General features: G+C 75.1%; 20 protein-coding genes. 9 read left to right on the forward strand and 11 right to left on the reverse strand.

Translation table 11 applies throughout. The annotated features are described in order from the left end of the window. From HEQ75_RS15990 to HEQ75_RS16010, 5 genes are all read left to right on the forward strand, one after another. A partial coding sequence (locus HEQ75_RS15990) for an SH3 domain-containing protein (protein ID WP_209318600.1) occupies positions 1–537 on the forward strand: 537 nt, incomplete at its 5' end. A 9-nt stretch (positions 538–546) separates the two neighbouring features. Beyond that, positions 547–867, forward strand: a complete 321-nt coding sequence (locus tag HEQ75_RS29065) for an SH3-like domain-containing protein (RefSeq protein WP_168032374.1) — start codon at positions 547–549, stop codon at positions 865–867. Next, a complete protein-coding gene (locus tag HEQ75_RS29070; RefSeq protein WP_168032376.1) occupies positions 864–1,157 on the forward strand; it encodes an SH3-like domain-containing protein in 294 nt (97 codons plus the stop codon). The genes HEQ75_RS29065 and HEQ75_RS29070 overlap by 4 nt, the downstream gene beginning before the upstream one ends. Further along, entirely contained in the window at positions 1,157–1,738 is a 582-nt protein-coding gene (locus HEQ75_RS16005; protein WP_168032378.1) for a nitrile hydratase subunit alpha, read from the forward strand. Before HEQ75_RS29070 ends, HEQ75_RS16005 begins: the two co-directional genes overlap by 1 nt. Before the next feature lie 91 nt (positions 1,739–1,829). Continuing rightward, on the forward strand, positions 1,830–2,246 hold the full coding sequence (locus HEQ75_RS16010) for a DoxX family protein (protein WP_168032380.1): 417 nt from the start codon (positions 1,830–1,832) through the stop codon (positions 2,244–2,246). Positions 2,247–2,252: 6 nt separating this feature from the next. On the opposite strand, the gene arsJ is transcribed toward HEQ75_RS16010, so the two are convergent. The 4 genes from arsJ to HEQ75_RS16030 form a co-directional block, all read right to left on the reverse strand. Continuing rightward, entirely contained in the window at positions 2,253–3,485 is a 1,233-nt protein-coding gene (arsJ, locus tag HEQ75_RS16015; protein WP_168032382.1) for an organoarsenical effux MFS transporter ArsJ, read from the reverse strand. A 4-nt stretch (positions 3,486–3,489) separates the two neighbouring features. Next, the gene (locus tag HEQ75_RS16020) at positions 3,490–4,533 is read right to left on the reverse strand and encodes an ArsJ-associated glyceraldehyde-3-phosphate dehydrogenase (protein WP_168032384.1); all 1,044 of its coding nucleotides are present in this window, start codon (positions 4,531–4,533) and stop codon (positions 3,490–3,492) included. Next, the gene (locus tag HEQ75_RS16025; RefSeq protein ID WP_168032386.1) at positions 4,530–5,384 is read right to left on the reverse strand and encodes a metalloregulator ArsR/SmtB family transcription factor; all 855 of its coding nucleotides are present in this window, start codon (positions 5,382–5,384) and stop codon (positions 4,530–4,532) included. Before HEQ75_RS16025 ends, HEQ75_RS16020 begins: the two co-directional genes overlap by 4 nt. An 84-nt stretch (positions 5,385–5,468) precedes the next feature. Beyond that, entirely contained in the window at positions 5,469–6,518 is a 1,050-nt protein-coding gene (locus tag HEQ75_RS16030) for a trypsin-like peptidase domain-containing protein (RefSeq protein ID WP_168032388.1), read from the reverse strand. A 182-nt stretch (positions 6,519–6,700) separates the two neighbouring features. On the opposite strand from HEQ75_RS16030, the gene HEQ75_RS16035 reads away from it, so the two are divergent. From HEQ75_RS16035 to HEQ75_RS16045, 3 genes are read left to right on the forward strand one after another with little or no spacing between them, the layout of a single operon-like run. Next, positions 6,701–9,163 carry a heavy metal translocating P-type ATPase gene (locus tag HEQ75_RS16035; protein ID WP_209318601.1) on the forward strand — a complete coding sequence of 821 codons (2,463 nt, stop codon included), beginning with the start codon at positions 6,701–6,703 and terminating at the stop codon, positions 9,161–9,163. Between the two features lie 8 nt (positions 9,164–9,171). Next, positions 9,172–9,564, forward strand: a complete 393-nt coding sequence (locus HEQ75_RS16040; RefSeq protein WP_168032392.1) for a Cu(I)-responsive transcriptional regulator — start codon at positions 9,172–9,174, stop codon at positions 9,562–9,564. Next, entirely contained in the window at positions 9,561–9,758 is a 198-nt protein-coding gene (locus HEQ75_RS16045) for a cation transporter (RefSeq protein ID WP_168032394.1), read from the forward strand. Before HEQ75_RS16040 ends, HEQ75_RS16045 begins: the two co-directional genes overlap by 4 nt. A 10-nt stretch (positions 9,759–9,768) precedes the next feature. On the opposite strand, the gene HEQ75_RS16050 is transcribed toward HEQ75_RS16045, so the two are convergent. The 7 genes from HEQ75_RS16050 to HEQ75_RS16080 all read right to left on the reverse strand — a co-directional run bounded on the left by HEQ75_RS16050 (position 9,769) and on the right by HEQ75_RS16080 (position 18,076). Beyond that, on the reverse strand, positions 9,769–11,010 hold the full coding sequence (locus HEQ75_RS16050) for a glycosyltransferase (RefSeq protein WP_168032395.1): 1,242 nt from the start codon (positions 11,008–11,010) through the stop codon (positions 9,769–9,771). Beyond that, the gene (locus HEQ75_RS16055; protein ID WP_168032397.1) at positions 11,007–12,347 is read right to left on the reverse strand and encodes a glycosyltransferase family 4 protein; all 1,341 of its coding nucleotides are present in this window, start codon (positions 12,345–12,347) and stop codon (positions 11,007–11,009) included. The genes HEQ75_RS16050 and HEQ75_RS16055 overlap by 4 nt, the downstream gene beginning before the upstream one ends. Beyond that, positions 12,334–13,527 (reverse strand): DegT/DnrJ/EryC1/StrS family aminotransferase, encoded by a 1,194-nt coding sequence (locus HEQ75_RS16060; RefSeq protein WP_168032399.1) that lies wholly within the window; start codon positions 13,525–13,527, stop codon positions 12,334–12,336. The genes HEQ75_RS16055 and HEQ75_RS16060 overlap by 14 nt, the downstream gene beginning before the upstream one ends. A 126-nt stretch (positions 13,528–13,653) precedes the next feature. Then, positions 13,654–14,262 (reverse strand): sugar transferase, encoded by a 609-nt coding sequence (locus HEQ75_RS16065; RefSeq protein WP_168032401.1) that lies wholly within the window; start codon positions 14,260–14,262, stop codon positions 13,654–13,656. Then, positions 14,255–15,445, reverse strand: a complete 1,191-nt coding sequence (locus HEQ75_RS16070) for an O-antigen ligase family protein (RefSeq protein ID WP_168032403.1) — start codon at positions 15,443–15,445, stop codon at positions 14,255–14,257. Before HEQ75_RS16070 ends, HEQ75_RS16065 begins: the two co-directional genes overlap by 8 nt. Beyond that, positions 15,442–16,302 carry a hypothetical protein gene (locus HEQ75_RS16075; protein WP_168032405.1) on the reverse strand — a complete coding sequence of 287 codons (861 nt, stop codon included), beginning with the start codon at positions 16,300–16,302 and terminating at the stop codon, positions 15,442–15,444. Before HEQ75_RS16075 ends, HEQ75_RS16070 begins: the two co-directional genes overlap by 4 nt. Positions 16,303–16,360: 58 nt before the next feature. Next, positions 16,361–18,076 carry a heparinase II/III domain-containing protein gene (locus HEQ75_RS16080; RefSeq protein WP_235961772.1) on the reverse strand — a complete coding sequence of 572 codons (1,716 nt, stop codon included), beginning with the start codon at positions 18,074–18,076 and terminating at the stop codon, positions 16,361–16,363. Positions 18,077–18,176: 100 nt separating this feature from the next. Between HEQ75_RS16080 and HEQ75_RS16085 the strand changes: the two genes are divergently transcribed. Then, a complete protein-coding gene (locus tag HEQ75_RS16085; protein ID WP_235961775.1) occupies positions 18,177–20,840 on the forward strand; it encodes an SLBB domain-containing protein in 2,664 nt (887 codons plus the stop codon). The last annotated feature ends 107 nt before the right edge of the window (positions 20,841–20,947 follow it).

Raw genomic sequence — 20,947 nt, forward strand, 5'->3', positions numbered from 1 at the left:
GCCGCGACGGCCGCTGCCGCCGCGACGGCCGCCACCGTGGCCACCGCCCGGCCGGCGGAGCCGCCGCGCCCGGCGCCGCCGCCGATCCCCTCCACCGGCTCCGTCACCGGCATGCCGCTGCCGCGCTTCGCCGCGCTGCGCTCGGACGAGGTGAACATGCGGGTCGGACCCTCGACCAGCTACCCGATCGAATGGACCTTCCAGCGCCGCGACCTGCCGGTGCAGATCATCGGCGAATTCCAGCTCTGGCGCCGGATCCGCGATGCCGACGGGGCGGAGGGCTGGGTGCATTCCTCCACCCTCGCGGGCCGCCGCACCGCCCTGGTGCGCCCGGCCGGCCCGGGGCCGGAGGTGATGCTGCGGCGGCGGGCGGAGGAAGCGGCCAGCCCCGTCGCCCGGCTGCGCCCCGGCGTCATCGCCCGCCTCCGCGAATGCGGCGCGGAGTCGCCCTGGTGCGAGGTGCAGGTCGCCGGGCATCGCGGCTTTCTGCGCCGCGCCGAGATCTGGGGCGTGGGCGCGGCGGAGGAGATCAAATAGGCTGCCGCCATGACCGATGATCCGCCCGGCGCAACGCCCGACATCCCCCCGGCCGCCACCCACGACATCGGCGGCCTCCCCCGCTTCCGCTGCACCCCGGTGGAGCCGGATGACGAGGCGCCGCCGGATGATTTCGGCAAGCGCGTGGACGCGCTGCGCCAGCTGCTCGCCCAGCGCGGGCTGATGACGGTGGACGAGCTGCGCCGCGGGGTGGAGGCGATTCCGGAGGCCGAGTACCACGCCATCGGCTATTACGAGCGCTGGCTGCGCTCCATCACCGGGCTGATGGCGGAAAAGGGCGTGGTGTTGCCGGAGGAATTGCGGCCATGACCGAACCCCGTTTCGAACCGGGCGCCCGCATCCGGGTGAAGGCGGATTTCCCGGAAACCCGGGGCCCCTGCCACATCCGCACGCCGCACTACCTGCGCGGCCGGGAGGGCGCGGTGGAACGCCCGCTGGGTGCCTTCCCCAACCCCGAGGACCTCGCCTTCGCCCGCCCCGCCGCGCGCATCCCACTGTACCATGTGCGCTTCGACCAGCCCTCGCTGTGGAACGAGGGCCAGGCCGGGGACACGGTGCTGGTGGAGCTGTACGAACACTGGCTGGAGCCCGCCGCCTGATGGCCCACGCCGCCTCCCCCGACAGCATCGCGCTGCTGGAACGCTTCACCGCGGCACTGGCCGCACGCGGCATCGTCACGGAAGACCAGATCGCAGCGCAGATCGCCCGCACGGACCGCGCCGACCCGCGCATCGGCGCCGCCATGGTGGCCCGCGCCTGGACCGACCCGGACTACCTGGCGCTGATGCGCCGGGACGGCAGCGCGGCGGCGGAGGCGATGGGCGTCTCGATGGCCGGCGCCCCGCCGCTCGGCGTGCTGGAGGACCGGCCGGGGCTGCACCACCTGGTGGTCTGCACGCTGTGCTCCTGCTACCCGCGCGCCGTGCTGGGCTATCCGCCGCATTGGTACAAATCCGCCGCCTACCGCGCCCGCGCGGTGCGCGACCCGCGCGGCGTGCTTGCCGAATGGGGCACCACCCTGCCGGAGGCCACGCAGATCCGCGTGGTGGACAGCACCGCCGATTATCGCTGGATGGTGCTGCCGGAACGTCCGGCCGGCACGGAGGGGTGGGACGCGGACCGCCTGGCCAGCCTCGTCACCCGGGATGCGCTGGTCGGCACCCGGCTGCCGCGCCCCTGAACACGGCTGCGCGAGGCAGCCCGACCGACTGGCACCACAGGCGTTGCAGGGACGAAATCCGGGGCATCCCGCCCCGGCCGGGAACCCCTGCATGCCGAGCGACAGCCCCAACGTCACCTCTCCCCTCGCCCGGTCCTGGGGGCCACAGCTTCTCTCCCTGCTGCGGATCACAGCCGGGCTGGTCTTCCTGGCGCATGGCACGCAGAAGCTGCTGGGCTTTCCCGCCGGCAGCGGCGGCGCGCCGGAGATGCTTTCCCTGTCCTGGTTCGCCGGCGTGATCGAGCTGGTGGCCGGCAGCCTGATCACCCTCGGCCTGTTCACCCGCCCGGCGGCCTTCGTCGCCTCCGGCACCATGGCCTTCGCCTATTGGCTGGCGCATGCGCCGCGCGACCCCTTCCCGGTGAACAATGGCGGCGACGCGGCGATCCTGTACTGCTTCGTCTTCCTGTACCTGGCCGCCGCCGGCGCCGGCCCCTGGAGCGTGGATGCCGCGCGCCGGCGCCCGTGATCCCGCCTATGCCCGCCGCAGTGGCAGGGCCAGGGTGACGGCCCAGCAGGCCAGCAGCATCAGCGCCGAGCCGGCCAGGCAGGCGAACAGCCCGCCGAAGCCGTACAGCAGGCCGGAGAGCAACGTGCCGCCGAACCGCCCGGCGGCATTGGCGGCGTAGTAGAAGCCGACATCCTCCGCCGCCTTCTCCGACCCCGCATAGGCCAGCACCAGGTAGGAGTGGACGGAGGAATTCACCGCGAAGACGAAGCCGAACAGCGCCAGCCCCACCACCACCACCAGGTCCGGCCGCGGCACCTCCGCCAGCAGGGCGGCGGTCAGCGCCAGCGGCACCAGGGCCAGGGCCAGCGACCAGAGGCGCGCCGCCGGCACCTCGGCCGTGAGGCCATCCGCGCTGCGTCGCACCAGGGCGGGGGCGGCCGCCTGCACCACGCCGTAGCCGATGGTCCACAGGGCCAGGAAGCCGCCCACCATGGTGAAGGTCCAGCCCGCGGCATAGAGGAACACCGGCAGGCCGACCACGAACCACACATCCCGCGCGCCGAACAGGAACACCCGCGCCGCCGCCAGCAGGTTCACCCCGCGGCTCTTCCCGAACAGCTCCTTCGCCGTGCGCGAGGCCCGGGCCTTGCCCATCAGCGGCGGCAGGGCGAGCAGGACGCCCGCCAGCACCAGCGCCAGCCCCGCCGCCATGGCCCAGAGCGCGCCGCGGAAGCCCACCACATCCAGCAGCAGCCCGCCGAGGAAGAAGCCCACGCCCTTCATCGCGTTCTTGCTGCCGGTGAAGAAGGCCACCCAGCGGAACAGCCGCCCGGAAGCCTCGCCCGCCGTCAGCTTGATGGCGGATTTGCTGGCCGTCTTGGTCAGGTCCTTGGCCACGCCGCAGACGCCCTGCGCCGCCACCACCCAGGCGACGGAAGCCACGGCGGTCCAGCCCGGCGAGAGCGCGGACAGCATCAGGAAGCCGGCGATCTGCGTCGCCAACCCCACCGCCAGCATCCGCGCGATGCCGAAGCGCGTCGCCAGCCAGCCGCCGATCAGGTTCGCGCCGATACCCGCCGCCTCATACAGCAGGAACAGGAAGGCCAGCGCGAAGGGGCTGTAGCCCAGCCGGAAGAAGTGCAGCAGCACCAGCATCCGCAGCGCGCCATCGGTCAGCGTGAAGCCCCAATAGGCGGCGGTGACGATGGCATAGTGGCGGGTACCGGACGAAACGGCCAGCGTGGTGCTGCTGCCCATCGGCTCAGATCCCGGCTTCGGCCATGTGGCAGGCGAGGTCCACCATGCGGCAGGCATAGCCCATCTCGTTGTCGTACCACGCATAGACCTTCAGCAGCGTGCCGTCGGTGACCAGCGTGGAGGGCGCGTCGACAATGGCGCTGCGGGTATCCCGGGCATAATCCGCGCTGACCAGCGGACGCGCCTCATAGCCCAGGATGCCGGCCAGCGGCCCGGCCGCGGCCTCGGCGAACAGCGCGTTCACCTCCGCCGCCGTCGTCTCACGCCGCATCTCGAAGACGCAGTCGGTGAGGCTGGCGTTCAGCACCGGGGCGCGCACCGCATGGCCGTTCAGCTTGCCCTTCAGCTCCGGGTAGATCAAAGCGATGGCGGTCGCGCTGCCCGTCGTGGTCGGCTGCAGCGACAGCATGGCGGAGCGTGCCCGGCGCAGGTCCTTGTGCGGCGCATCCACCACGACATTGGTGTTGGTCGGATCGTGGATGGTGGTGATCTGGCCGTGGCGGATGCCGATCGCCTCGTGCACCACCTTCACCACCGGGGCCAGGCAGTTGGTGGTGCAGGAGGCCGCGGTGACGATCGGGTGGCTGGCCGGGTCGTAGAGGTGTTCGTTCACCCCCACCACCACGTTCAGCACGCCGCCCGTCTTCACCGGCGCCGCCACGATCACCCGTTTCGCGCCCCGCGCCAGATGGCCTTCCAGCGTCGCCGGGTCGAGGAATTTGCCGGTGCATTCCAGCACCAGGTCGACGCCGAGATCGCCCCAGGGGATGTCCGCCGGCTTCGCGTGTTCGGAAAAGCCCAGCCGCCGGTCGCCGATGCGCAGCGCCTCGCCGCCCTCCGCCGCGATCGGCGCCCGCCAGCGGCCCTGCACGCTGTCGAATTCCAGCAGATGCGCGCAGGCCGCCGCGCCGCCCTTGATCTCGTTGAGGTGGACCACCTCCAGCCGGTTGCCGCGGCGCGGGTCCTCCGGCTGGCGTTCCGCCGCGCCCATCGCCGCGCGCAGCGCCAGACGGCCGATGCGGCCCATGCCGCTGATGCCGACCCTCATGCGCGGGCCACCGCATGCGGCTGCGCCAGCTCATCCATGCGCGCCTTCAGCGCCATGCGGTCCAGCGAGGCGAAGGGCAGGCTCATGAAGATGTCGAGCCGGCGCTTCAGCGCGGCATAGAGCTCGTTCAGCAGCGTCGCGCGTTCCGCGGCGTTGCCCATGAACTTCGCCGGGTCGGGCAGCGGCCAGGCGGCGGTGATGGTGGTGTCGCCGAAATCGGGGCAGGCCTGGCCGGCCAGCGTGTCGCACAGCGCGATGACGAAATCCATGCGCGGCGCGTCCGGACCGGTGAACACGTCCCAGGATTTGGAGCGCAGGGCACCGACATCATGGCCCAGGGCGCTGAGCTGGGCCAGCACCTCCGGCAGCGGGCCTTCCTGGGCCGGGTCGGAACCGGCGGAGAAGGCGTGGAAGCGGCCCTGGCCGAACCGGCTCAGGATCGCCTCGCCCATGATGGAGCGGGCGGAATTGCGGGTGCAGAGGAACAGGACGTTGAAGACCGGCATGGGGCTGGACATGGGGAAGGGCTCCGGGAGAAGGCGGTGGAGATCGCCGCAGCGCTCCGGCTCTCCGCCGCAACAGGTTTCGGCAAGGAAGGCGACGAGTTCGCGAAGGCGGAGGAACTGCGCGGCGTAGATCAGGCTGCGGCCCTGGCGGGTGGCCGCGACCAGGCCCGCCTGCTCCAGCGCCCGCAGATGGAAGGACAGGGTGGAAGGCGGCACCGCCAACTGCGCCGCGATCGCCCCCGCCGGCTGGCCGCTGGGCCCGGCGGCGAGCAGGGCGCGCAGGATATCGAGCCGCGTCGCCTGGCCCAAAGCGGTGAAGGTCGCAGCAGCGTCTGTCGCATCCATGTTTCCAGAATAGTCGAAACATGCAGCCGAAGCATGTGATGCTTTGGTGACGCCGCCCCTGTCACAGGCGCGGAGGGCCCGCGGTCAGCGCTCGCAGCGCAGCAGCACGGTGGAGCGGTGGGCGATGTCGCCCACATCGGCGGCGCTGCGGTCGGCACCGCTGCTGGCCTCGGTGCGGAAGGCCAGGCCGGCGCGGCGCAGGAAGGCCTGCGCGGCCTCCCCCTTCACCGCGAAGTTGACATTGTCCACATTCTGCACCCGGCGGCTGTCCAGCTTCGCCACCACCACGCCCACCACATGGCCCTGCATGTCCAGCAGCGGGCCGCCGGAATTGCCGGGCTGGACCTCGGCGCTGATCTGGTAGTTGTTCTGGTCGTTGCGCAGCCCGCCGAGTGCGTTGATCTCGCCGCGGGTCAGCTTCGGGTCGGCGGAAAGCAGCCCGGTCAGCGGGAAGCCGTAGGCCACCACGCTTTCCCCCCGCCGCACTGCCGGGCCGGCCCGGAAGGCCAGGGCCGGGCCCGGATTGCCGGGGATGGACAGGATCGACAGGTCCAGCGCCCGGTCCACCTGCGCCGGCGGCACCGCGGCCAGCCATCGGCCATCGGGCGTGCGGGCCAGGATGCGGTCGCAGCCATCCACCACATGCTGGTTGGTCAGGACCCGATCGGCCGCCACCACGAAGCCGGTGCCGGTCGAGACGCGCCGCGCCGCGGTGTTCGGCCGTGCCTGGGCCACGGACGCGGCGGGCGCCACGGTGACGGCGGCCGAAAGCTCCACGCGCGGGGTGCCGCAGATGTCCTGGTTCCGCGCCGTGCTTTCCCGCCCATCCTGCAGCACCAGGCGGATATCGAAGTGGCAGCCGGCGCTGGCGCTGGGGCGCATGGCGAAGGCAGCGTTATTCGGCAGCGGGCCGCGGTTCAGCAGGTTGCTGCCCCAGTCCGGCCGGCCGCTGCGCACCGCATGCAGGGCGGTGGCCGGCTGCCCCGTGCGGTTGACGATGCGCACCGGCACCGCCGGGTCCGGCTGGGCCGCGCCGGCGGCCGGCGCGTTCTGCGCCCAGGCAGGGCCCGGCGCCGCGCCCAGGGGCAGCGCCAGCAGGAGGAAGCCGAGGATCAGGCGGGGGGTTGTGCGCATGGCGGCGACGATGTCGGCCCGACACCGCCGTCCGTCAACGGCCCCGCCACAAAAGCCACCCGCCGCGAAACCTGCTGTGGATCAATGTCCGCATCGCTTCCTTCCGGCAGTCTCCGGGTTGCGGGGATTGACCTTCCCATGGGGGCAACCCCCATCTCCGCCGCATGGAACCACAAGCGACGATGCCAGAGGCCCCGCTCACCAGCCCGCCAGGGCGGCTCCTGCCCGTCAGCCCGCCAGGGCTGATCATGCCGATCGAGGGCATGACCTGCGCCAGCTGCGCCGGGCGGGTGGAGCGCGCGCTGGCACAGGTGCCGGGGGTGCAGCAGGCCAGGGTGAACCTTGCCTCGGAACAGGTGCAGGTCATCGGCACCGCCAACCCGGCCGCCTTGGCCGAGGCGGTGGCCAGGGCCGGCTACAGCGTGCCGCGCCGGCACCGCAGCATCGGGGTGGAGGGCATGACCTGCGCCAGCTGCGCCGGCCGCGTGGAACGCGCGCTGGCGGCGGTGCCAGGCGTGGCGAGCGCCTCGGTGAATCTCGCTTCCGAACAGGCGACGCTCGAATTGCTGCTGCCGGTGGAGGACGCCGCCCTGGCCGCCGCGCTGGACCGCGCCGGCTACCGTATGGCCGCCCCCACCGTGGCGGAGGGCGCGGAGGCCGGCGCGGCAGAGGAACAGGCGGCGGCGGCGAAGCTGGCGCGGCAGCGCCGCGACCTGGCGCTGGCCGGGCTGCTGGCCGCGCCCTTCCTGGTCGGCATGGTCGGCATGCCCTTCGGCCAGGACTGGATGCCGAATGGCTGGGTGCAGCTGGCGCTGGCGCTGCCGGTGCAGCTGTGGTTCGGGGCGCGCTTCTACCGCGCCGCCTGGGCCGCGCTGCGCGCCGGCACCGGCAACATGGACCTGCTGGTGGCCATCGGCACCTCCGCCGCCTTCCTGCTGTCCCTGTTCCTGCTGCTGCAGCAGGGCGGGGCGCACGCGCATGGCCTGTATTTCGAGGCCTCGGTCGTCGTCATCCTGTTCGTCCTGCTCGGCAAGCACCTGGAAGCGCGCGCCCGTCGCGGCACCGGGGCGGCGCTGCGGGCGCTGCTGGACCTGCGGCCGCGCACCGCCCGGCGCCTGCGGCCCGATGGGTCGGAGGAGGAGGTGCCGGCTGCGCGCCTGGCCGTCGGCGACCGCATCGTGCTGCGCCCGGGCGAATCCGTGCCGGTGGATGGCCTGGTCGAACAGGGCGAGGCCGGGGTCGACGAAAGCGCGCTGACCGGCGAGAGCCGGCCGGTGGAAAAGGCCCCGGGTGCGAGACTTTCCACCGGCACGGTGGTGCTGGACGGGCGGCTGGTGCTGCGCGGCACCGCCATCGGCGCCGACACCACCCTGGCCCGCGTCGCCGCGCTGGTGGCCGCCGCCCAGGCCAGCCGCGCGCCGGTGCAGAAGCTGGTGGACCGCGTCGCCGCCATCTTCGTGCCCGTCGTGGTGGTGCTGGCGCTGGCCACCCTTGGCGGCTGGCTGCTGGCCGGCGCCGCCTTCCAGGACGCGCTGCTGCATGCGGTGGCGGTGCTGGTCATCGCCTGCCCCTGCGCGCTGGGGCTGGCGACGCCCGCCGCGATCATGGCAGGCACCGGCGCCGCCGCCCGCGCCGGAATCCTGCTGCGCGACGCGGAGGCGATCGAGCGCGGCCAGCGCATCACCCTCGTCGCCTTCGACAAGACCGGCACGCTGACCGAAGGCCGGCCGCGCCTGGCCGCCCTGCACCCCGCCGCGGGCGTGGCGGCCGAGGCGGCGCTGGCGCTGGCCGCGGCGCTGCAGGCCGGCAGCGAGCATCCGCTGGCCCGCGCCGTCCTGGGCGCCTTCGGCGGCACGCCCACCGCCGCCACCGGCTTTCGCGCCCTGCCCGGCCGCGGCGTGGAAGGCCGGGTGGAAGGCCGCCGCCTGGCACTCGGCAGCCCGCGGCTGCTGGCCGAATCGGGCCTCGATGCCGGCCCCCTGGCGGCGCTGGCGGCGCAGGAAGCCGCGCAGGGCCGCAGCCTGGCCTGGCTGCTGGGCCCAGGGGATGGCCCAGGGGATGGCCCAGGGGATGGCACCGTGCTGGCGCTGTTCGCCTTCGAGGATGCGGTGAAGCCCGGCGCCATCGGGGCCATCGCCGCGCTGCACGCCATGGGGGTGCAGACGGCGATGCTCAGCGGCGACAACGCCCCGGCCGCGCAGGCCGCCGCCGCCAGGCTGGGCATCGACCGCGTGGCGGCGGAGGTGCTGCCGCAACAGAAGCTGGACGCGATCGAGGCCTGGCGGCGCGAGGGGGCGCGGGTCGCCATGGTCGGCGATGGCGTGAACGACGCGCCGGCGCTGGCCGCGGCCGATCTCGGCATCGCCATGGGCACCGGCACGGAGGTCGCCATGGCGGCCGCCGGCATCACCCTGATGCGTGGCGACCCGGCGCTGGTGCCGGCCGCGCTCGACATCACCCGCCGAACCACCCGCAAGCTGCAGGAGAATCTGGCATGGGCCTTCGCGTACAACCTTCTCGGCCTGCCCCTGGCGGCAGCCGGCCTGCTCTCCCCGCCCTTCGCGGGGGCAGCCATGGCACTGTCCTCGGTATCGGTCCTGGGCAACGCCCTGCTGCTGGCCCGGTGGCGGCCTGCCAGCCGATGAGCCGCGGCATGACGATCGGCGAGGCGGCGGCACAGTCCGGCGTCTCCGCCAAGATGATCCGGCACTACGAGGCGATCGGCCTGATCGACGCGCAGCGCCGGCCGAACGGCTACCGCGCCTATGGCGCGCAGGACGTGGCGGTGCTGCGCTTCATCCGCCATGCGCGCGACCTGGCCTTCCCGCTGGAGGATATCCGCCGGCTGCTGGCCTTGTGGCGCGACCGGACGCGCGCCAGCGGCGACGTGAAGGACTTGGCGCTGGCGCATGTGGCGGCGCTGGAGACCAAGGCGGCCTCGCTGCAGGCGGTGGCTGACAGCCTGCGGCACCTGGCGCAGCATTGCCAGGGCGACGACCGGCCGGATTGTCCGATCCTGGCGGAGCTGGAGGGACCGAAGCCATGACCCAGGCGATGCAGGTGAAGGGCATGACCTGCGGCCATTGCGCCCGCGCCGTCACCGGCGCGATCCAGGCGCGGGACCCGGCAGCGACGGTGCAGGTGGATCTGGCCGCCGGCACGGTGCAGGCGGAGACCACGCTGAGCCGGGCGGAACTGGCCGCGGCCATCGCCGCGGAAGGCTACACCGTCACCGGCTGAGGCCGGCTCCTCACGGCGCCCGCACCGCTTCCTGCAGGGAAGGCGCCGCGGCCGGCGCCGGGGCCAGCAGCCGGCGATACAGCCGCACCAGCCGCGCCGCCTCCGGCGACCAGCCGAAGCGGCCGAGCGCCGCCGCCCGGCCGCGCGCCCCCAGTGCCGCCCGCTGCGCCGGGTCGGCCAGGGACAGCACCGCCCGGGCAATGGCGCCGGGGTCGGCGACATCCACGGCCAGGCCGCAGCCGGCCTGGCGCACCACCTCCCGCACCTCCTCGGCGAAATCGGGCACGATCACCGGCAGGCCGGCCAGCATGCAGTCGAACAGCTTGTGCGGCAGCGCCAGCCGATGGTTCTCCACCCCCGGCTGGAACAGCACCAGGCCGATGTCGCAACCGGCCGCGCCCGTCAGCGCGGCCTCGCGCGCCATCCAGCCCAGGGCCTCGATCCGGCCTTCGACGCCGAGCGCCCGGGCGCGGGCGTAGAACGCCTTCTCGCTGCCATCGGTGAAGCGGCCGAGCAGGCACAGCGTGGTGTCCTGCGGCAGCCGGGCCAGCACCGCCGGCATCAGCAGTGCACCGCGCGCGGCGCCGAGCGCGCCGAGATGCAGCAGCCGCAGCGGCCCTGCGCGATGCCGGCGCGGCACCACCGGCACCGGGCTGGCGTAATTGCGCACCGCGGTGCAGCGCGCCGCGCCGCCGAAATCCGCGTCCAGACCGTCCTTCGCCACCACCACCGCATCGGCCCGCGCCGCCGCCACCCGGCACAGGCCGCGCAGCGCGGCGCGCGCCAGCGGCCGGAGCGGCCGCGGCAGCCGGGTGTCGAGGCGGGAGGGGTAGTGCTCGTGCACATCCAGCACGCAGCGGGCGCCGCAGCGCCGGGCGGCCAGCAGTGCCGCCAGCCAGCTGTCCGGCTCATGCGCATGGATCACCGCCGGGCGCAGCACCGCCGCCCGCCGCGCCAGCGCGGGCACGCCGCGCAGCCGGCCCAGCCAGCTGCGCGGCGCCTCATAGGCCGCGATCGCCACGCCGTGCAGCATCGGGGCTGCCTCGGCCGGCCCGCGGGGAGGGGGTGCCGGCGCGAGATGGGCCGGCGCGAGGTGGCACACCGCCAGGCCGGCGGCGGCCAGCGCCGCGCCCTCCTTCACCACGATCCGGACATCCTGCGGCGGGTGCGCGGCGGAGAGCATCAGCACCAGCGGCAGCGCCTGGCGGCCGGGCGCCGCGGCGCTGGCCGCCGGCGGCCCCGGCGCCGTCATGCACCGCCGCCCCGACTTCGCCCCGGCGCATGGCCGCAGGTCGCTTCCACCACCTGCACCAGCCGCGCGGCGATGCGCCGTGCGTCCATGCCGCGCTCGGCGGTGATGCGCGCCCCGCGCCCCATGGCGGCACGGCGCACCGGGTCCGAGGCCAGGGCCAGCAGCGCGGCGGCAAGGGAATCCGGGTCCCCCGGCGGCACGGTCAGCCCGCAGCCGCCGTCCCGCAGCACCCGCGCGGCGCGGCCGGGGACGTTGCTGACCATCGGCAGGCCGGCGGCCAGCGCCTCCACCAGCTTGTTCGGCGCCGACCATTCGGCGAAGGCCGGCACCGGCGCCAGGCAGAGCAGCCCGACCTCCGCCCCGGCCAGCAGCCGGGCCAGATGCACCTTGGGCAGCGGGTCCAGGAACAGCACCGGCAGGCGCTCCGCCGCCGCGCGGGCCGCCAGCGCCGGCTTTTCCGCCCCCTCGCCCACCAGCACCAGGCGCAACCCGGTGCCGCGCAGCCGGGCGGCCGCATCCAGCAGCTGCCCCAGCCCGTTCGCGACGCCATGCGCCCCGGCATAGACCGCCAGCACCTCCTCCGGCCCGACTCCCTCGGGACGCCAGGGCGGGATGGCGGGGTGGAACAGCGCCAGATCGGCGCCCTGCGGCAGCACCCGCACCCGTTCCGGGTCGGCGCCGCGGTCGAGCGCGATGCGGGCGATGCCCTCGGTCAACGCCACCACCACGCTGGCCTGCTGGCAGGCGGCATTGGACAGCCGGCCGAGCGCGGCCAGCACCGGCTGCGGCACCCGGCGTTGCTGGCCGCCCGCCTCCCGCGGCATGTCGGACAGCGCCTCTGGCAGTTCCGGCCAGGGGTCGCGTACCTCGTAGATGAACGGCGTGCCGCGCAGGCGGCGCGCCAGCAGCGCCGGCAGCGCCACGGTCGGCGGGGTGGAGGAGGCGATGACGAGGTCCCAGGGCCGGGTCAGCGCCAGGCGGGCCGCCGCGAAGGCGAAGCGCAGGAAGGCCAGGCTGCGCGCGCCCAGGGTCTGCGCATTGCCGCAGCGGATATCGTATTCCACCACCTCGAACCCCGCGACGCGGCCCTGGCGCCGGCCGAGCCGCCAGGGACCGTCGAGGCCGGAGACCGCGCCCTTGTAGCGCCCGCAGGCCAGCGTCACCGCATGGCCCGCAGCCGCCAGCGCCGCGGCATGCTGGAAGGCGCGCGTGGCGGTGCTGCCGGCGGGGGTGGAGAAATGCTGGTGCAGGTAGAGGATCCGCAGCCCGGCCTCCGCCGCCGGGCCTGCGCCGATGCGGCCGGCGCCGGCATCGTAGCCGCCTTCAGCCTCGCGCATGGCGGTGCACCGCGTCGATGACCCAATCCTGGTCGGACTGCGTCATGCCGCTGCCGGAGGGCAGGCACAGGCCACGCTCGAACAGCCGGGCGGCGACCGCGCCACCGGCGCGCGGCGCGCCGCGGAACGCCGGCTGCAGGTGCAGCGGCTTCCAGGCCGGCCGGCTCTCGATGCCCTGCTGGTCCAGCGCGCGGCGCAGCGCTTCGCGGTCGGCGCCGAAGGCCGCCGGGTCCACCAGCACCACGCTCAGCCAGCGCGTGGCGCGGCCCCAGGCGGGCTCGGGGATGAAATCGAGGCCCGGCAGGTCGGCCAGCGCCTGGGCATAATGGGCGAAGATGGCCCGGCGGCGGGCGACGCGGGCTTCCAGCAACGGCAATTGCGCCAGCCCGACCGCCGCGAGGAGGGAGGACAGGCCATAGGTGTAGCCCGTCGTCTCGTGCTGGTAATGCGCCGCCGGTTCCTTCGCCTGGCCGGCCAGGTGGCGGGCGCGGGCGATCAGCGCCGCGTCGTCGCTGCACAGGGCGCCGCCGCCGCCCGCGGTGACGATCTTGTTGCCGTTGAAGGAGTAGACGGCCAGCCGCGCGCCGCGCCCGGCATGCTGGCCGCCGCGCTGCGCCGCGCCCATCGCCGCGGCGCTGTCGCACAGCACCGGCACGCCCCAGCGGTCGCAGGCGCCGAGGATGGCGTCCAGGTCGCAGCACTGGCCATAGAGGTCCACCGGCACCACCACCCGCGGCAGCCGCCCGCGCCGCGCCGCCAGGGCCAGCTCCGCCGCCAGCAGATCCGGATCGAGCGTCCAGCCCGTGGGATTGACATCGAGGAATCGCGGCACCGCGCCCATCTGCACCGCCGGCGCGACCGTCGCGACGAAGGTCAGCGTCGGCGCCCAGACCTCATCCCCCGGGGCCACGCCCAGCACCCGGTAGGCCAGGTGCAGGGCCGCGGTGCCGGAGGTGGTGGCCAGCGTGGCGGCGAAGCCGGTGGCGGCGCCGATCGCCGCCTCGAAGGCCGCCGGGGCGGGGCCGGCCGGGGCGAGCCAGCCGGATTCCAGCGTCGCCCGCACCGCCTCGATCTCGCCGCCTGCCAGATGCGGCGGGGATAGCGGGAGCCGGCCATACGGCGCCCGGCCGGGAAACGGCAGGACGGCGGCGCCGGGCAGGGCTGGATGGAGGTATCCCATATGAACCAAATAATTGAAATTTGCTGAACGAATTCACAGAATGGTTGATGTCGAACCTGAAAATCAAGCGTTCGCTGCAACCCTGCCAGGCCTTGCAACGCGAAAGGCAGCGCCGGCCCGGGCGGATCAGGCGAAGGGGTCGCGCGGGCCGGGCGGGGTGAAGCTGGGCATCGTGGCATGCCCGGGGGCGGTGACGCCCTGGCCGCGCAGCAGCACCCACAGGCTGCGCCAGGCCAGCATCAGGTCGAGCGACAGACGGGGCGGCCGGGCGGCGTAGTCGGCCCCCAGTTCCAGCCGCTGCGGCCAGGCCACCGCATTGCGCCCGGCGGCGACGCCCGGCCCGACCAGCCCCGGCCGCACCCGCAGCCGCAGCGCCTGGCGCGGCGAGTAATGCGCCAGATAGGCCAGCGGCAGGGGCCGCGGCCCGACCAGGCTCATCTCCCCGCGCAGCACGTTGATCAGTTGCGGCAGTTCATCCAGCCCGCTGGCCCGCAGCGCCCGGCCGAAGCGCCCGAGCCGCGCCGCGTCCGGCGCCCGGCCCGGCGCCATGGAACGGAACTTCAGCAGGGTGAAGGGCATGCCGCCGCGACCGGCGCGTGGCTGCACGAACAGCAGCGGACGGCCCAGCCAGGCCCAGACCGCCAGCGCCACGGCCAGGAACAGCGGCGCCAGCAGCACCAGCAGCAGCAGCGCCGCCGCCAGGTCCAGCAACCGCTTGCCGAAGCGCTCATACATCGGCGGGCGATCCGGCGGGGCGCGCCGTGACCCCCAGGCTCAGTGCCAGGCCCAGCGCGAACCAGGCCATGCGGTTGCCAAGGTCGGTGGACACCAGCACGGTCATCGCCACCGGCAGCACCAGGGCCGCGATCGCCGCCAGCCGCGCCGGCGGCACCAGGAAAGCGCGGCGGAGCACCACCCAGGCAGCGCCGCCGAAGGCACCCAGCCACAGCAGCAGCCCGGGCAGCCCGGCTTCCGCCAACACCTCCAGCGCATGGTTGTGGGGATACAGGCCACGCCACTCGCCATGCCCGGCGGCGATGGTGAAGGCCCCGGTGCCAAGGCCCCAGGGCGCCGCCAACCCGGCCCAGTCCAGCGCCGCCTGCCACAGGGCCAGCCGCGCCTCCAGCCCGGCCGGATCGGCGGTCAGCCGCTCCAGCGTGCGGAGCCCCTCCACCAGGTCGGGCCGCAGCGCCAGCCACAGCACGGCCCCGGCCAGTACCGTCAGCATGGCGGCGAGCCAGGCCATGGCCCGGCCGCGCCGCAGCAGCAGCGCCGGCGCCAGCGCCACCCCGGCGGCCAGCGCCAGCAGCGCGGTGCGCCCCCCCGGCCGCAGGGCCGCGAGCCCCAGCCCCGCCACCGCCAGCGCCCAGGGCAGCCGCGCCAGCCCGCGTGCGCGCAGCGCCGCCACCGCCGCCAGCGCCGCGGCCATAGCCAGCGCCAGCCCGGCCAGCTGATGGTGCACCCGCCCGGCCTCCTCCGGCACCGCGAACCCGCCCGCCGCGGCCTGCGCCGCGATGATCGCGGCCAACAGCAGCCCGATGCCGAAGGTGGTGCCACAGAGCGCCTGGCGGGCCCGTTCCTCCGCCCCCAGCAGCAGGCCGGCAGCCAGCATGGCCGGGGCCAGCAGCACCACCTCCGGCAGTTTCTGCGCCAGCACGAGGCGCGAGGGCGACCAGGCGCCGGCCAGCACCAGCCACAGCCACAGCAGCGCCGCGGCGGCCAGCGGCAGCGCCAGCACCGGCGCCAGCAGCCAGCGCCGCGTCACCGCCAGCAGGGCCAGCAGCGGCAGCAGCCCCAGCAGGCTGGCCCAGGTGAGGTCGAGCGGCAGCGCGGCCAGCGGCGGCGCGGTCTTCAGCGCGCCCGCCAGGTGCAGCACCGCGGCCAGGAACCCCGCCGCCAGCGCCAGCGCGGCGTTCATTCGGCGGGCTCCATCCGCAGCGGCCGCGGCGCCGGCTGGCCGGCCGCCAGCAGCCCGGCCGCCACCAGCGCCACCGCCGCCAGCGGCGCCGCCAGCAGCAGCAGCAGCAGCAGCAGCGGCCGGTTGGGGACGGAGGCGCGCTGTTCCACCATGGGGGCGGAGACCAGCCGCGCCGCCACCGCCTCATCCGCCGCCACCACCAGCCCGACGCGCTGCTGCTGCGCCAGCATCTCGTACAGGGATTGCCGGATATAGAGGTCCGGCTCCCGCGCCAGCCGCGCCTCCAGCGCCACGATCCGGCGCCGCGCCATATCCTCCAGGTCGGCACGCACCTTGGCCTCGGCGAAGCCGTGCAGCCGGCGCAGCGCGTCCAACGCCTGGTCGCGGTCCGGATGGGTCAGCGCCAGGGTCCAGGTCACGGCGCCCAGCGTCTGCGTCACCGCCAGGTTGCGGGCCAGCCAGGCCCGCGCATCGTCCAGGTCCACCGCCAGGCGCAACCCCAGCGCCCCGCGCACCGCACCGCCCGGCCCCGCCGCCCGCCGCGCGGCAAGTTCCGCCAGCAGGGGCGTGTCCGCCGCCAGCATCGCCGCCGCCTCCGCCGAGCGCAGCGCGCCGAGGTAGATGGCGAAATTGCCGGTCGGCCGCGGGTCCAGCAGCCCGGAAAAGGCCGGCGAGGGCGAAAGCAGGGAGGAGGTGGCGATGCCCGTTGTCTCCGACGGCGCCACCAGCGCCTCCGCCACGAAGGCGCGCGGCCAGGACAGCACCAGCGTCGCGCCGGACGCCAGCAGCAGCATGGCCAGCAGCGCCACGCGCCGCCGCAGCACCCAGAGCCGTAGGATCAGCGTGTCCAGAGGCATTATGCCCCTCCCCGAACACAGATTGTTGATGTCGAGATCGAAAAGCAACCATAGATCGTCATGGCAGGGCGATGATGGTCGTCATGCGCGAAATCCCTCCAGCCACCGTTACCCGCAGCAGGGGGCAGGGCGCGATCCGCCCGTAGCCGGGGCTCTCCCAGCCCTGCACCAGGTCCAGAAGCGGCGGCTGTTCGGCGATGACGCGGATCGTCACCAGGCCATCCGTCGCCGCCTCCCCGGTGAGCCGCCACGGCCCGGCCGGCAGGCGCCAATGCAGCACCGCCTGCCGGAAGCGGCCGGAGAGCCTGTCCGTCACCGTCCAGACCCGGCCTGCCACGGCCACCTGCCGGGCATGGACCCGCCCGGCCGCATCGCGCCGCCAGGCACCATCGGGCAGGTCCTCCACCCGCGGCCAGCGGGCGAGCAGGAAGCGCCCGGCGCGCGGCATCGGCTCGGTGCCGTCGAACACCACGGCATTATGCGCGGCGGCGCCGGCCAGCGCGCCCCACCACCAGGCGGCGGGCGGGTTGTAGGCGCCGGTGCCGCCATCCCGCAGCACGGCGCGCGGGCCATCGCGCAGGGTCAGGTGCAGCAGGTCGGCCTGGGCGGGGCGGAAGCGCAGCCTGCCGCCGCGCAGCACGGCGCTGGCCCCGGCGGATCGCCAGCCCTGGCTGCCCGAAGCCCGCCACCGCGCCGGCCGCGCCAGCCGCCCCGCCGGCACCGCCAGGCCAAGCCAGGCGCAGCCGGCCTCCTCCGGCAGGTCGCCGCCCAGCCCGGCGAACAGCCGCGCCGCGCGCTCCACGCTGCCGCGCGCATCCTGCGGGCCGTGCAGGCCCAGATCGGCAAAGGCGGAGCCATCCTCCACCCCCATCGCGGGGGTGCTGCCATCCTCCGCCGCCGTCACCTGGTGCAGCCAGGCGGCCAGGGCGGCGGCGCGGGCCGGCAGCGGCGCCGGGAAGGCGGGCGCGCCATGGCGCTGGCGGAGCACCTCCGCCACCGCCAGAACATCCAGCGCCAGCCGCGCATAGCCGGCCGAGACCTGGGCGAAGCCGCCATCCGGCGCCACCAGCCGCGCCACGCGTCGCGCCAGGCGCCGCGCATGCCCGGCGCTGTCCCGGCGCAGCAGCAGGGCGCAGGCATAGGCGCCGGCGGCCTCCGAGATCGCATGGTTGTTGTCCTGCGCCGCGGCATAGGCCGGGGTGGCGGCGATGCGCCGGGCGCAGCGTTCCAGCAGGGCGCGGCTGGCCGGCGGGGCCTCGGCCTGCAGCAGCGACAGGGCCAGGGCAAGCGCCAGCGCCCGCAGCGCGGCTTCCTGGCCGCAGGCCCAGGCCGGGCCGAAGAAGGGCGGGTTGGCGGCACACCAGGCGGCCAGCCGCGCCTCCGCTTGCGCCAGATGCGGGCCGGCCGGGTCCAACCTGGCGGCCTGCACCAGCACCAGCAGGTCGGCGAAGCGGCTGGCCTCCCACACCGGGCGGACATCGCCGGGGCCGAACAGATCCAGCCCCAGGGCGTCGGCCGCCGGGTTGAAGGGGCCGTGCCAGTCGGGCCGCTCCGGCAGCGCCGCCGCGGCCCGCAGCAGCCGGGCGGCCTCCCCGGGCGGCAGATCCGGCGCGGCGGGCGCGACCCCGGGCAGGAAGCGCCCCCGCGGGGGATGCGCCCGCGCCAGGGCGCGCTGCGGCAGGCCGAGCGCCAGCCGCAGCCGGTGCAGCAGGAACAGCGCCACCGGCCGCCGGCCCAGCCGCCAGGCCGCATCCACCCGCCAGAGGAGGCGCAAGGCCCGCGAATCAGGTCGGCCGGGTGCAACCGGGGGATGCGACATGATTGGTTCTTGGTCAGTCATGAATCCTGCGGCTATGGTATATCAGGGCTGAACAATGGCGATGAAATTCACCCACAGGTTGCGATTCCTCTACCGGACCGCCCTGCTGCTGGCGGGAGTCGTGCCGGCCGTCGCGCCCCGCCCGGCCGGGGCGCAGATCTCGGATGGCGCGTCGCTCGCGCCACCTTCACTGCCCGCCCTTCTCCCCGGCGGCCTGCCCCTTCCCGCCCTGCCGCCGGCCGCACAGCAGGAGATCCTGCAACGGATGCGCGAGGCCGCCACCGGCCGCCCCCCCGCCCCGCCCGGCCCGCTGCCCGCCCCCGCCGCGCCCGCCACGCTCCCGGCGCCGGAGCCTGCCGCCACGCCGGCGCTGTCGCATACCGAGGCCTTCTTCGCCGAGCGCCTCGGCCTGGCGTTGCGGCAGTTCGGTTATGACAGCTTCAACGCCCCGCCCCGCCCGCCCGGCCTGATCGGCGCCCTGCCCGAGGACTACGTCATCGGCCGCGACGACGAGCTGGTGCTGGCGCTGCGCGGCCGCACCCGCGCCACGCTGAACCTGCGGGTGCAGCGCGATGGCAGCATCCTGACCCCGGATCTGCCGCCCATCCCCGCCGCCGGCCGCACGCTCGGCGAATTGCGTGCCGACCTGGCCGCCCGCGTCGCCCGCGACATGCCGGGCACCGAGACCTTCGTCTCGATCGGCCAGGTCCGTCAGATCGCGGTCTTCGTCGCCGGCGAGGTGCAGCGGCCGGGCATGCAGACGCTGACCGCCCTTTCCTCCGTGCTGGATGCGCTGATGCAGGCCGGCGGGCCGCGCCGCACCGGCAGCCTGCGCGCCATCCGCATCGACGGCCCGCGCGGCCGGCGCATCGTCGACCTCTATGCCGTCATCACCGGGGAGGAGGCGGAGGCCGACCTGACGCTGACCGAAGGCGAGCGCATCCTGGTGCCGCCGCTCGGCAGCGTGGTCGCCGTGGCCGGGGAGGTGACGCGGCCGGGCATCTACGAGCTGCCCGCCGGCGCCCGCAGCGCGCCGCTGGCCACCCTGCTGCGCCTGGCGGGGGAGCCGCTGCGCCCGGCCGGCAACCGCTTCCTGGTGCAGGGCACCGATGCCGGCGGCCGGCGCAGCTTCGCCGAGATCCGCCCTGGGGACGCGGTGCGGCGCGGCGACAGCGTGCTGGTGCAGCCCGGCGCCGATGTGGTGGCCAACCGGCTGCGCCTGTCCGGCCACGTCACCGCGCCGCTGACCCGCGCCCTGCCGCGGCACGGCGGGTCGCTGCGCAGCCTGCTGTCGGACCCCCGGCTGGTGCGGCCGGACCCCTATCCGCGCCTGGCCGTGGTGCTGCGGCTGGACCCCCAGACCCGCGGCCGCCACTTCCTGCCCTTCGACCTCTCCCGCCTGCTGCGCGGCAGCACGGACCTGCCGCTGGCCGAGGGCGACGAGGTGATCGTGCTCGGCAACGCCGACATCGCCTGGCTGGCCAGCCCGCCGGTGCAGCGCGCCCTGCGCGGCGAAGCGCCGGCGGCGGAAGCCTGCCCGGCCCTGGTCCAGCTGGCCATCGCCAGCCGCAGCGCCCCCGCCCGCTTCGCCCATGCCCGCGGCGCCGGCTTCCCCGAGATCGGCGCCCCCGGCTGCCCCGCCGTGTTCCGCGACCACCCGCCGCTGCTCGGATTCCTGCTGGACACCGCCGCGCTGCTGAGCGGGGAGGTGCGCCAGCCCGGCCTGTTCCCCCTGGCCGACGACACCGGGCTCGACCTGCTGCTGGCCGCCGCCGGCGGCACCACGGAAGGCGCCGACCTGTCCGCCATCGAACTGGCGCGCGAACCCACGGACCAGTCCGGCGCCCAGCCGCTGTCCCGCCTGCTGCTCGACCTGCGGTCCCGCAACTTCGCCGCCGTGCGGCTTTCACCGCGCGACGTCATCCGCATCCCGCGCGGCTTCAGCGACCGCGAAGCCGGGCCCGTCACCCTGGCCGGAGAAGCCCTCCGCCCCGGCAGCTACGACATCCGGCGCGGCGAGAAGCTCTCGGAACTCCTTGCCCGCGCCGGGGGGCTGACGCCGCAGGCCTACCCCTACGGCGCCGTCTTCACCCGCGAGAGCGTGCGGCTGCGCCAGCAGGAAGGCTTCGCCCGCACGGCGCGGGACCTGGAGACCTCGCTGGTGCAGGTGGCCGCCGGGCAGGCGGTGGCGGGCGGGCGCGGCGTCGGCACCGATGTCGGCAGCGCCATCACCGCGGGGCGCGAACTGGCCAACGCCCTGCGCCAGGCCCAGGCCGCCGGCCGCATGGTGGTGGAGGCCGACCCGGTGCAACTCGCCGCCCATCCGGAGCGCGACGTGCTGCTCGAACCGGGCGACCTGATCGTCATCCCGAAACGCCCCAATGAAGTGACCGTGGTCGGCGCCGTGCTGAACCCCGGCAGCCTGCAATTCCGGTCCGGCTGGCGCGCCGGCGACTACACCAGCGCCGCCGGCGGCCCGCAGCGCTTCGCCGACACCAGCCGCGCCTTCGTGGTGCTGCCGAACGGCCAGGCCGCCCCTGCCGGCCTCTCCGCCTGGCAGGCCGGCGGCCCGCCCGTCCCGCCCGGCAGCCTGGTGGTGGTGCCGCAGGACCCCTCCCCCTTCGAAACCTGGGGCCTGGTGCGCGACCTGACCCAGGTGCTGAGCCAGATCACCATCTCCTCCGCCGCCCTGGCGGTGATCGCGCGGGAGGTGCGTTGAGGGAGTGTGGCGCGGGTGGCCTCGCGGGGGCGCCGCCCCCGCACCCCCACCGGGGGGCGTGGCGCCCCCCGGGCCCCGCCTTCTGGCAGGGGGGTGCAGGGGGGACA

This window comes from Falsiroseomonas selenitidurans (assembly GCF_012103215.1).
Classification (GTDB): Bacteria; Pseudomonadota; Alphaproteobacteria; order Acetobacterales; family Acetobacteraceae; genus Falsiroseomonas; species Falsiroseomonas selenitidurans.

Excerpts from the sequence above, each read along its gene's own strand:
- HEQ75_RS29065 (WP_168032374.1), top strand. The coding sequence starts at position 547 with ATGACCGATGATCCGCCCGGCGCAACGCCCGACATCCCCCCGGCCGCC.
- HEQ75_RS29070 (WP_168032376.1), top strand. The coding sequence starts at position 864 with ATGACCGAACCCCGTTTCGAACCGGGCGCCCGCATCCGGGTGAAGGCG.
- HEQ75_RS16005 (WP_168032378.1), top strand. The coding sequence starts at position 1,157 with ATGGCCCACGCCGCCTCCCCCGACAGCATCGCGCTGCTGGAACGCTTC.
- HEQ75_RS16010 (WP_168032380.1), top strand. The coding sequence starts at position 1,830 with ATGCCGAGCGACAGCCCCAACGTCACCTCTCCCCTCGCCCGGTCCTGG.
- arsJ (WP_168032382.1), bottom strand. The coding sequence starts at position 3,485 with ATGGGCAGCAGCACCACGCTGGCCGTTTCGTCCGGTACCCGCCACTAT.
- HEQ75_RS16020 (WP_168032384.1), bottom strand. The coding sequence starts at position 4,533 with ATGAGGGTCGGCATCAGCGGCATGGGCCGCATCGGCCGTCTGGCGCTG.
- HEQ75_RS16025 (WP_168032386.1), bottom strand. The coding sequence starts at position 5,384 with ATGGATGCGACAGACGCTGCTGCGACCTTCACCGCTTTGGGCCAGGCG.
- HEQ75_RS16030 (WP_168032388.1), bottom strand. The coding sequence starts at position 6,518 with ATGCGCACAACCCCCCGCCTGATCCTCGGCTTCCTCCTGCTGGCGCTG.
- HEQ75_RS16035 (WP_209318601.1), top strand. The coding sequence starts at position 6,701 with ATGCCAGAGGCCCCGCTCACCAGCCCGCCAGGGCGGCTCCTGCCCGTC.
- HEQ75_RS16040 (WP_168032392.1), top strand. The coding sequence starts at position 9,172 with ATGACGATCGGCGAGGCGGCGGCACAGTCCGGCGTCTCCGCCAAGATG.
- HEQ75_RS16045 (WP_168032394.1), top strand. The coding sequence starts at position 9,561 with ATGACCCAGGCGATGCAGGTGAAGGGCATGACCTGCGGCCATTGCGCC.
- HEQ75_RS16050 (WP_168032395.1), bottom strand. The coding sequence starts at position 11,010 with ATGACGGCGCCGGGGCCGCCGGCGGCCAGCGCCGCGGCGCCCGGCCGC.
- HEQ75_RS16055 (WP_168032397.1), bottom strand. The coding sequence starts at position 12,347 with ATGCGCGAGGCTGAAGGCGGCTACGATGCCGGCGCCGGCCGCATCGGC.
- HEQ75_RS16060 (WP_168032399.1), bottom strand. The coding sequence starts at position 13,527 with ATGGGATACCTCCATCCAGCCCTGCCCGGCGCCGCCGTCCTGCCGTTT.
- HEQ75_RS16065 (WP_168032401.1), bottom strand. The coding sequence starts at position 14,262 with ATGTATGAGCGCTTCGGCAAGCGGTTGCTGGACCTGGCGGCGGCGCTG.
- HEQ75_RS16070 (WP_168032403.1), bottom strand. The coding sequence starts at position 15,445 with ATGAACGCCGCGCTGGCGCTGGCGGCGGGGTTCCTGGCCGCGGTGCTG.
- HEQ75_RS16075 (WP_168032405.1), bottom strand. The coding sequence starts at position 16,302 with ATGCCTCTGGACACGCTGATCCTACGGCTCTGGGTGCTGCGGCGGCGC.
- HEQ75_RS16085 (WP_235961775.1), top strand. The coding sequence starts at position 18,177 with ATGGCGATGAAATTCACCCACAGGTTGCGATTCCTCTACCGGACCGCC.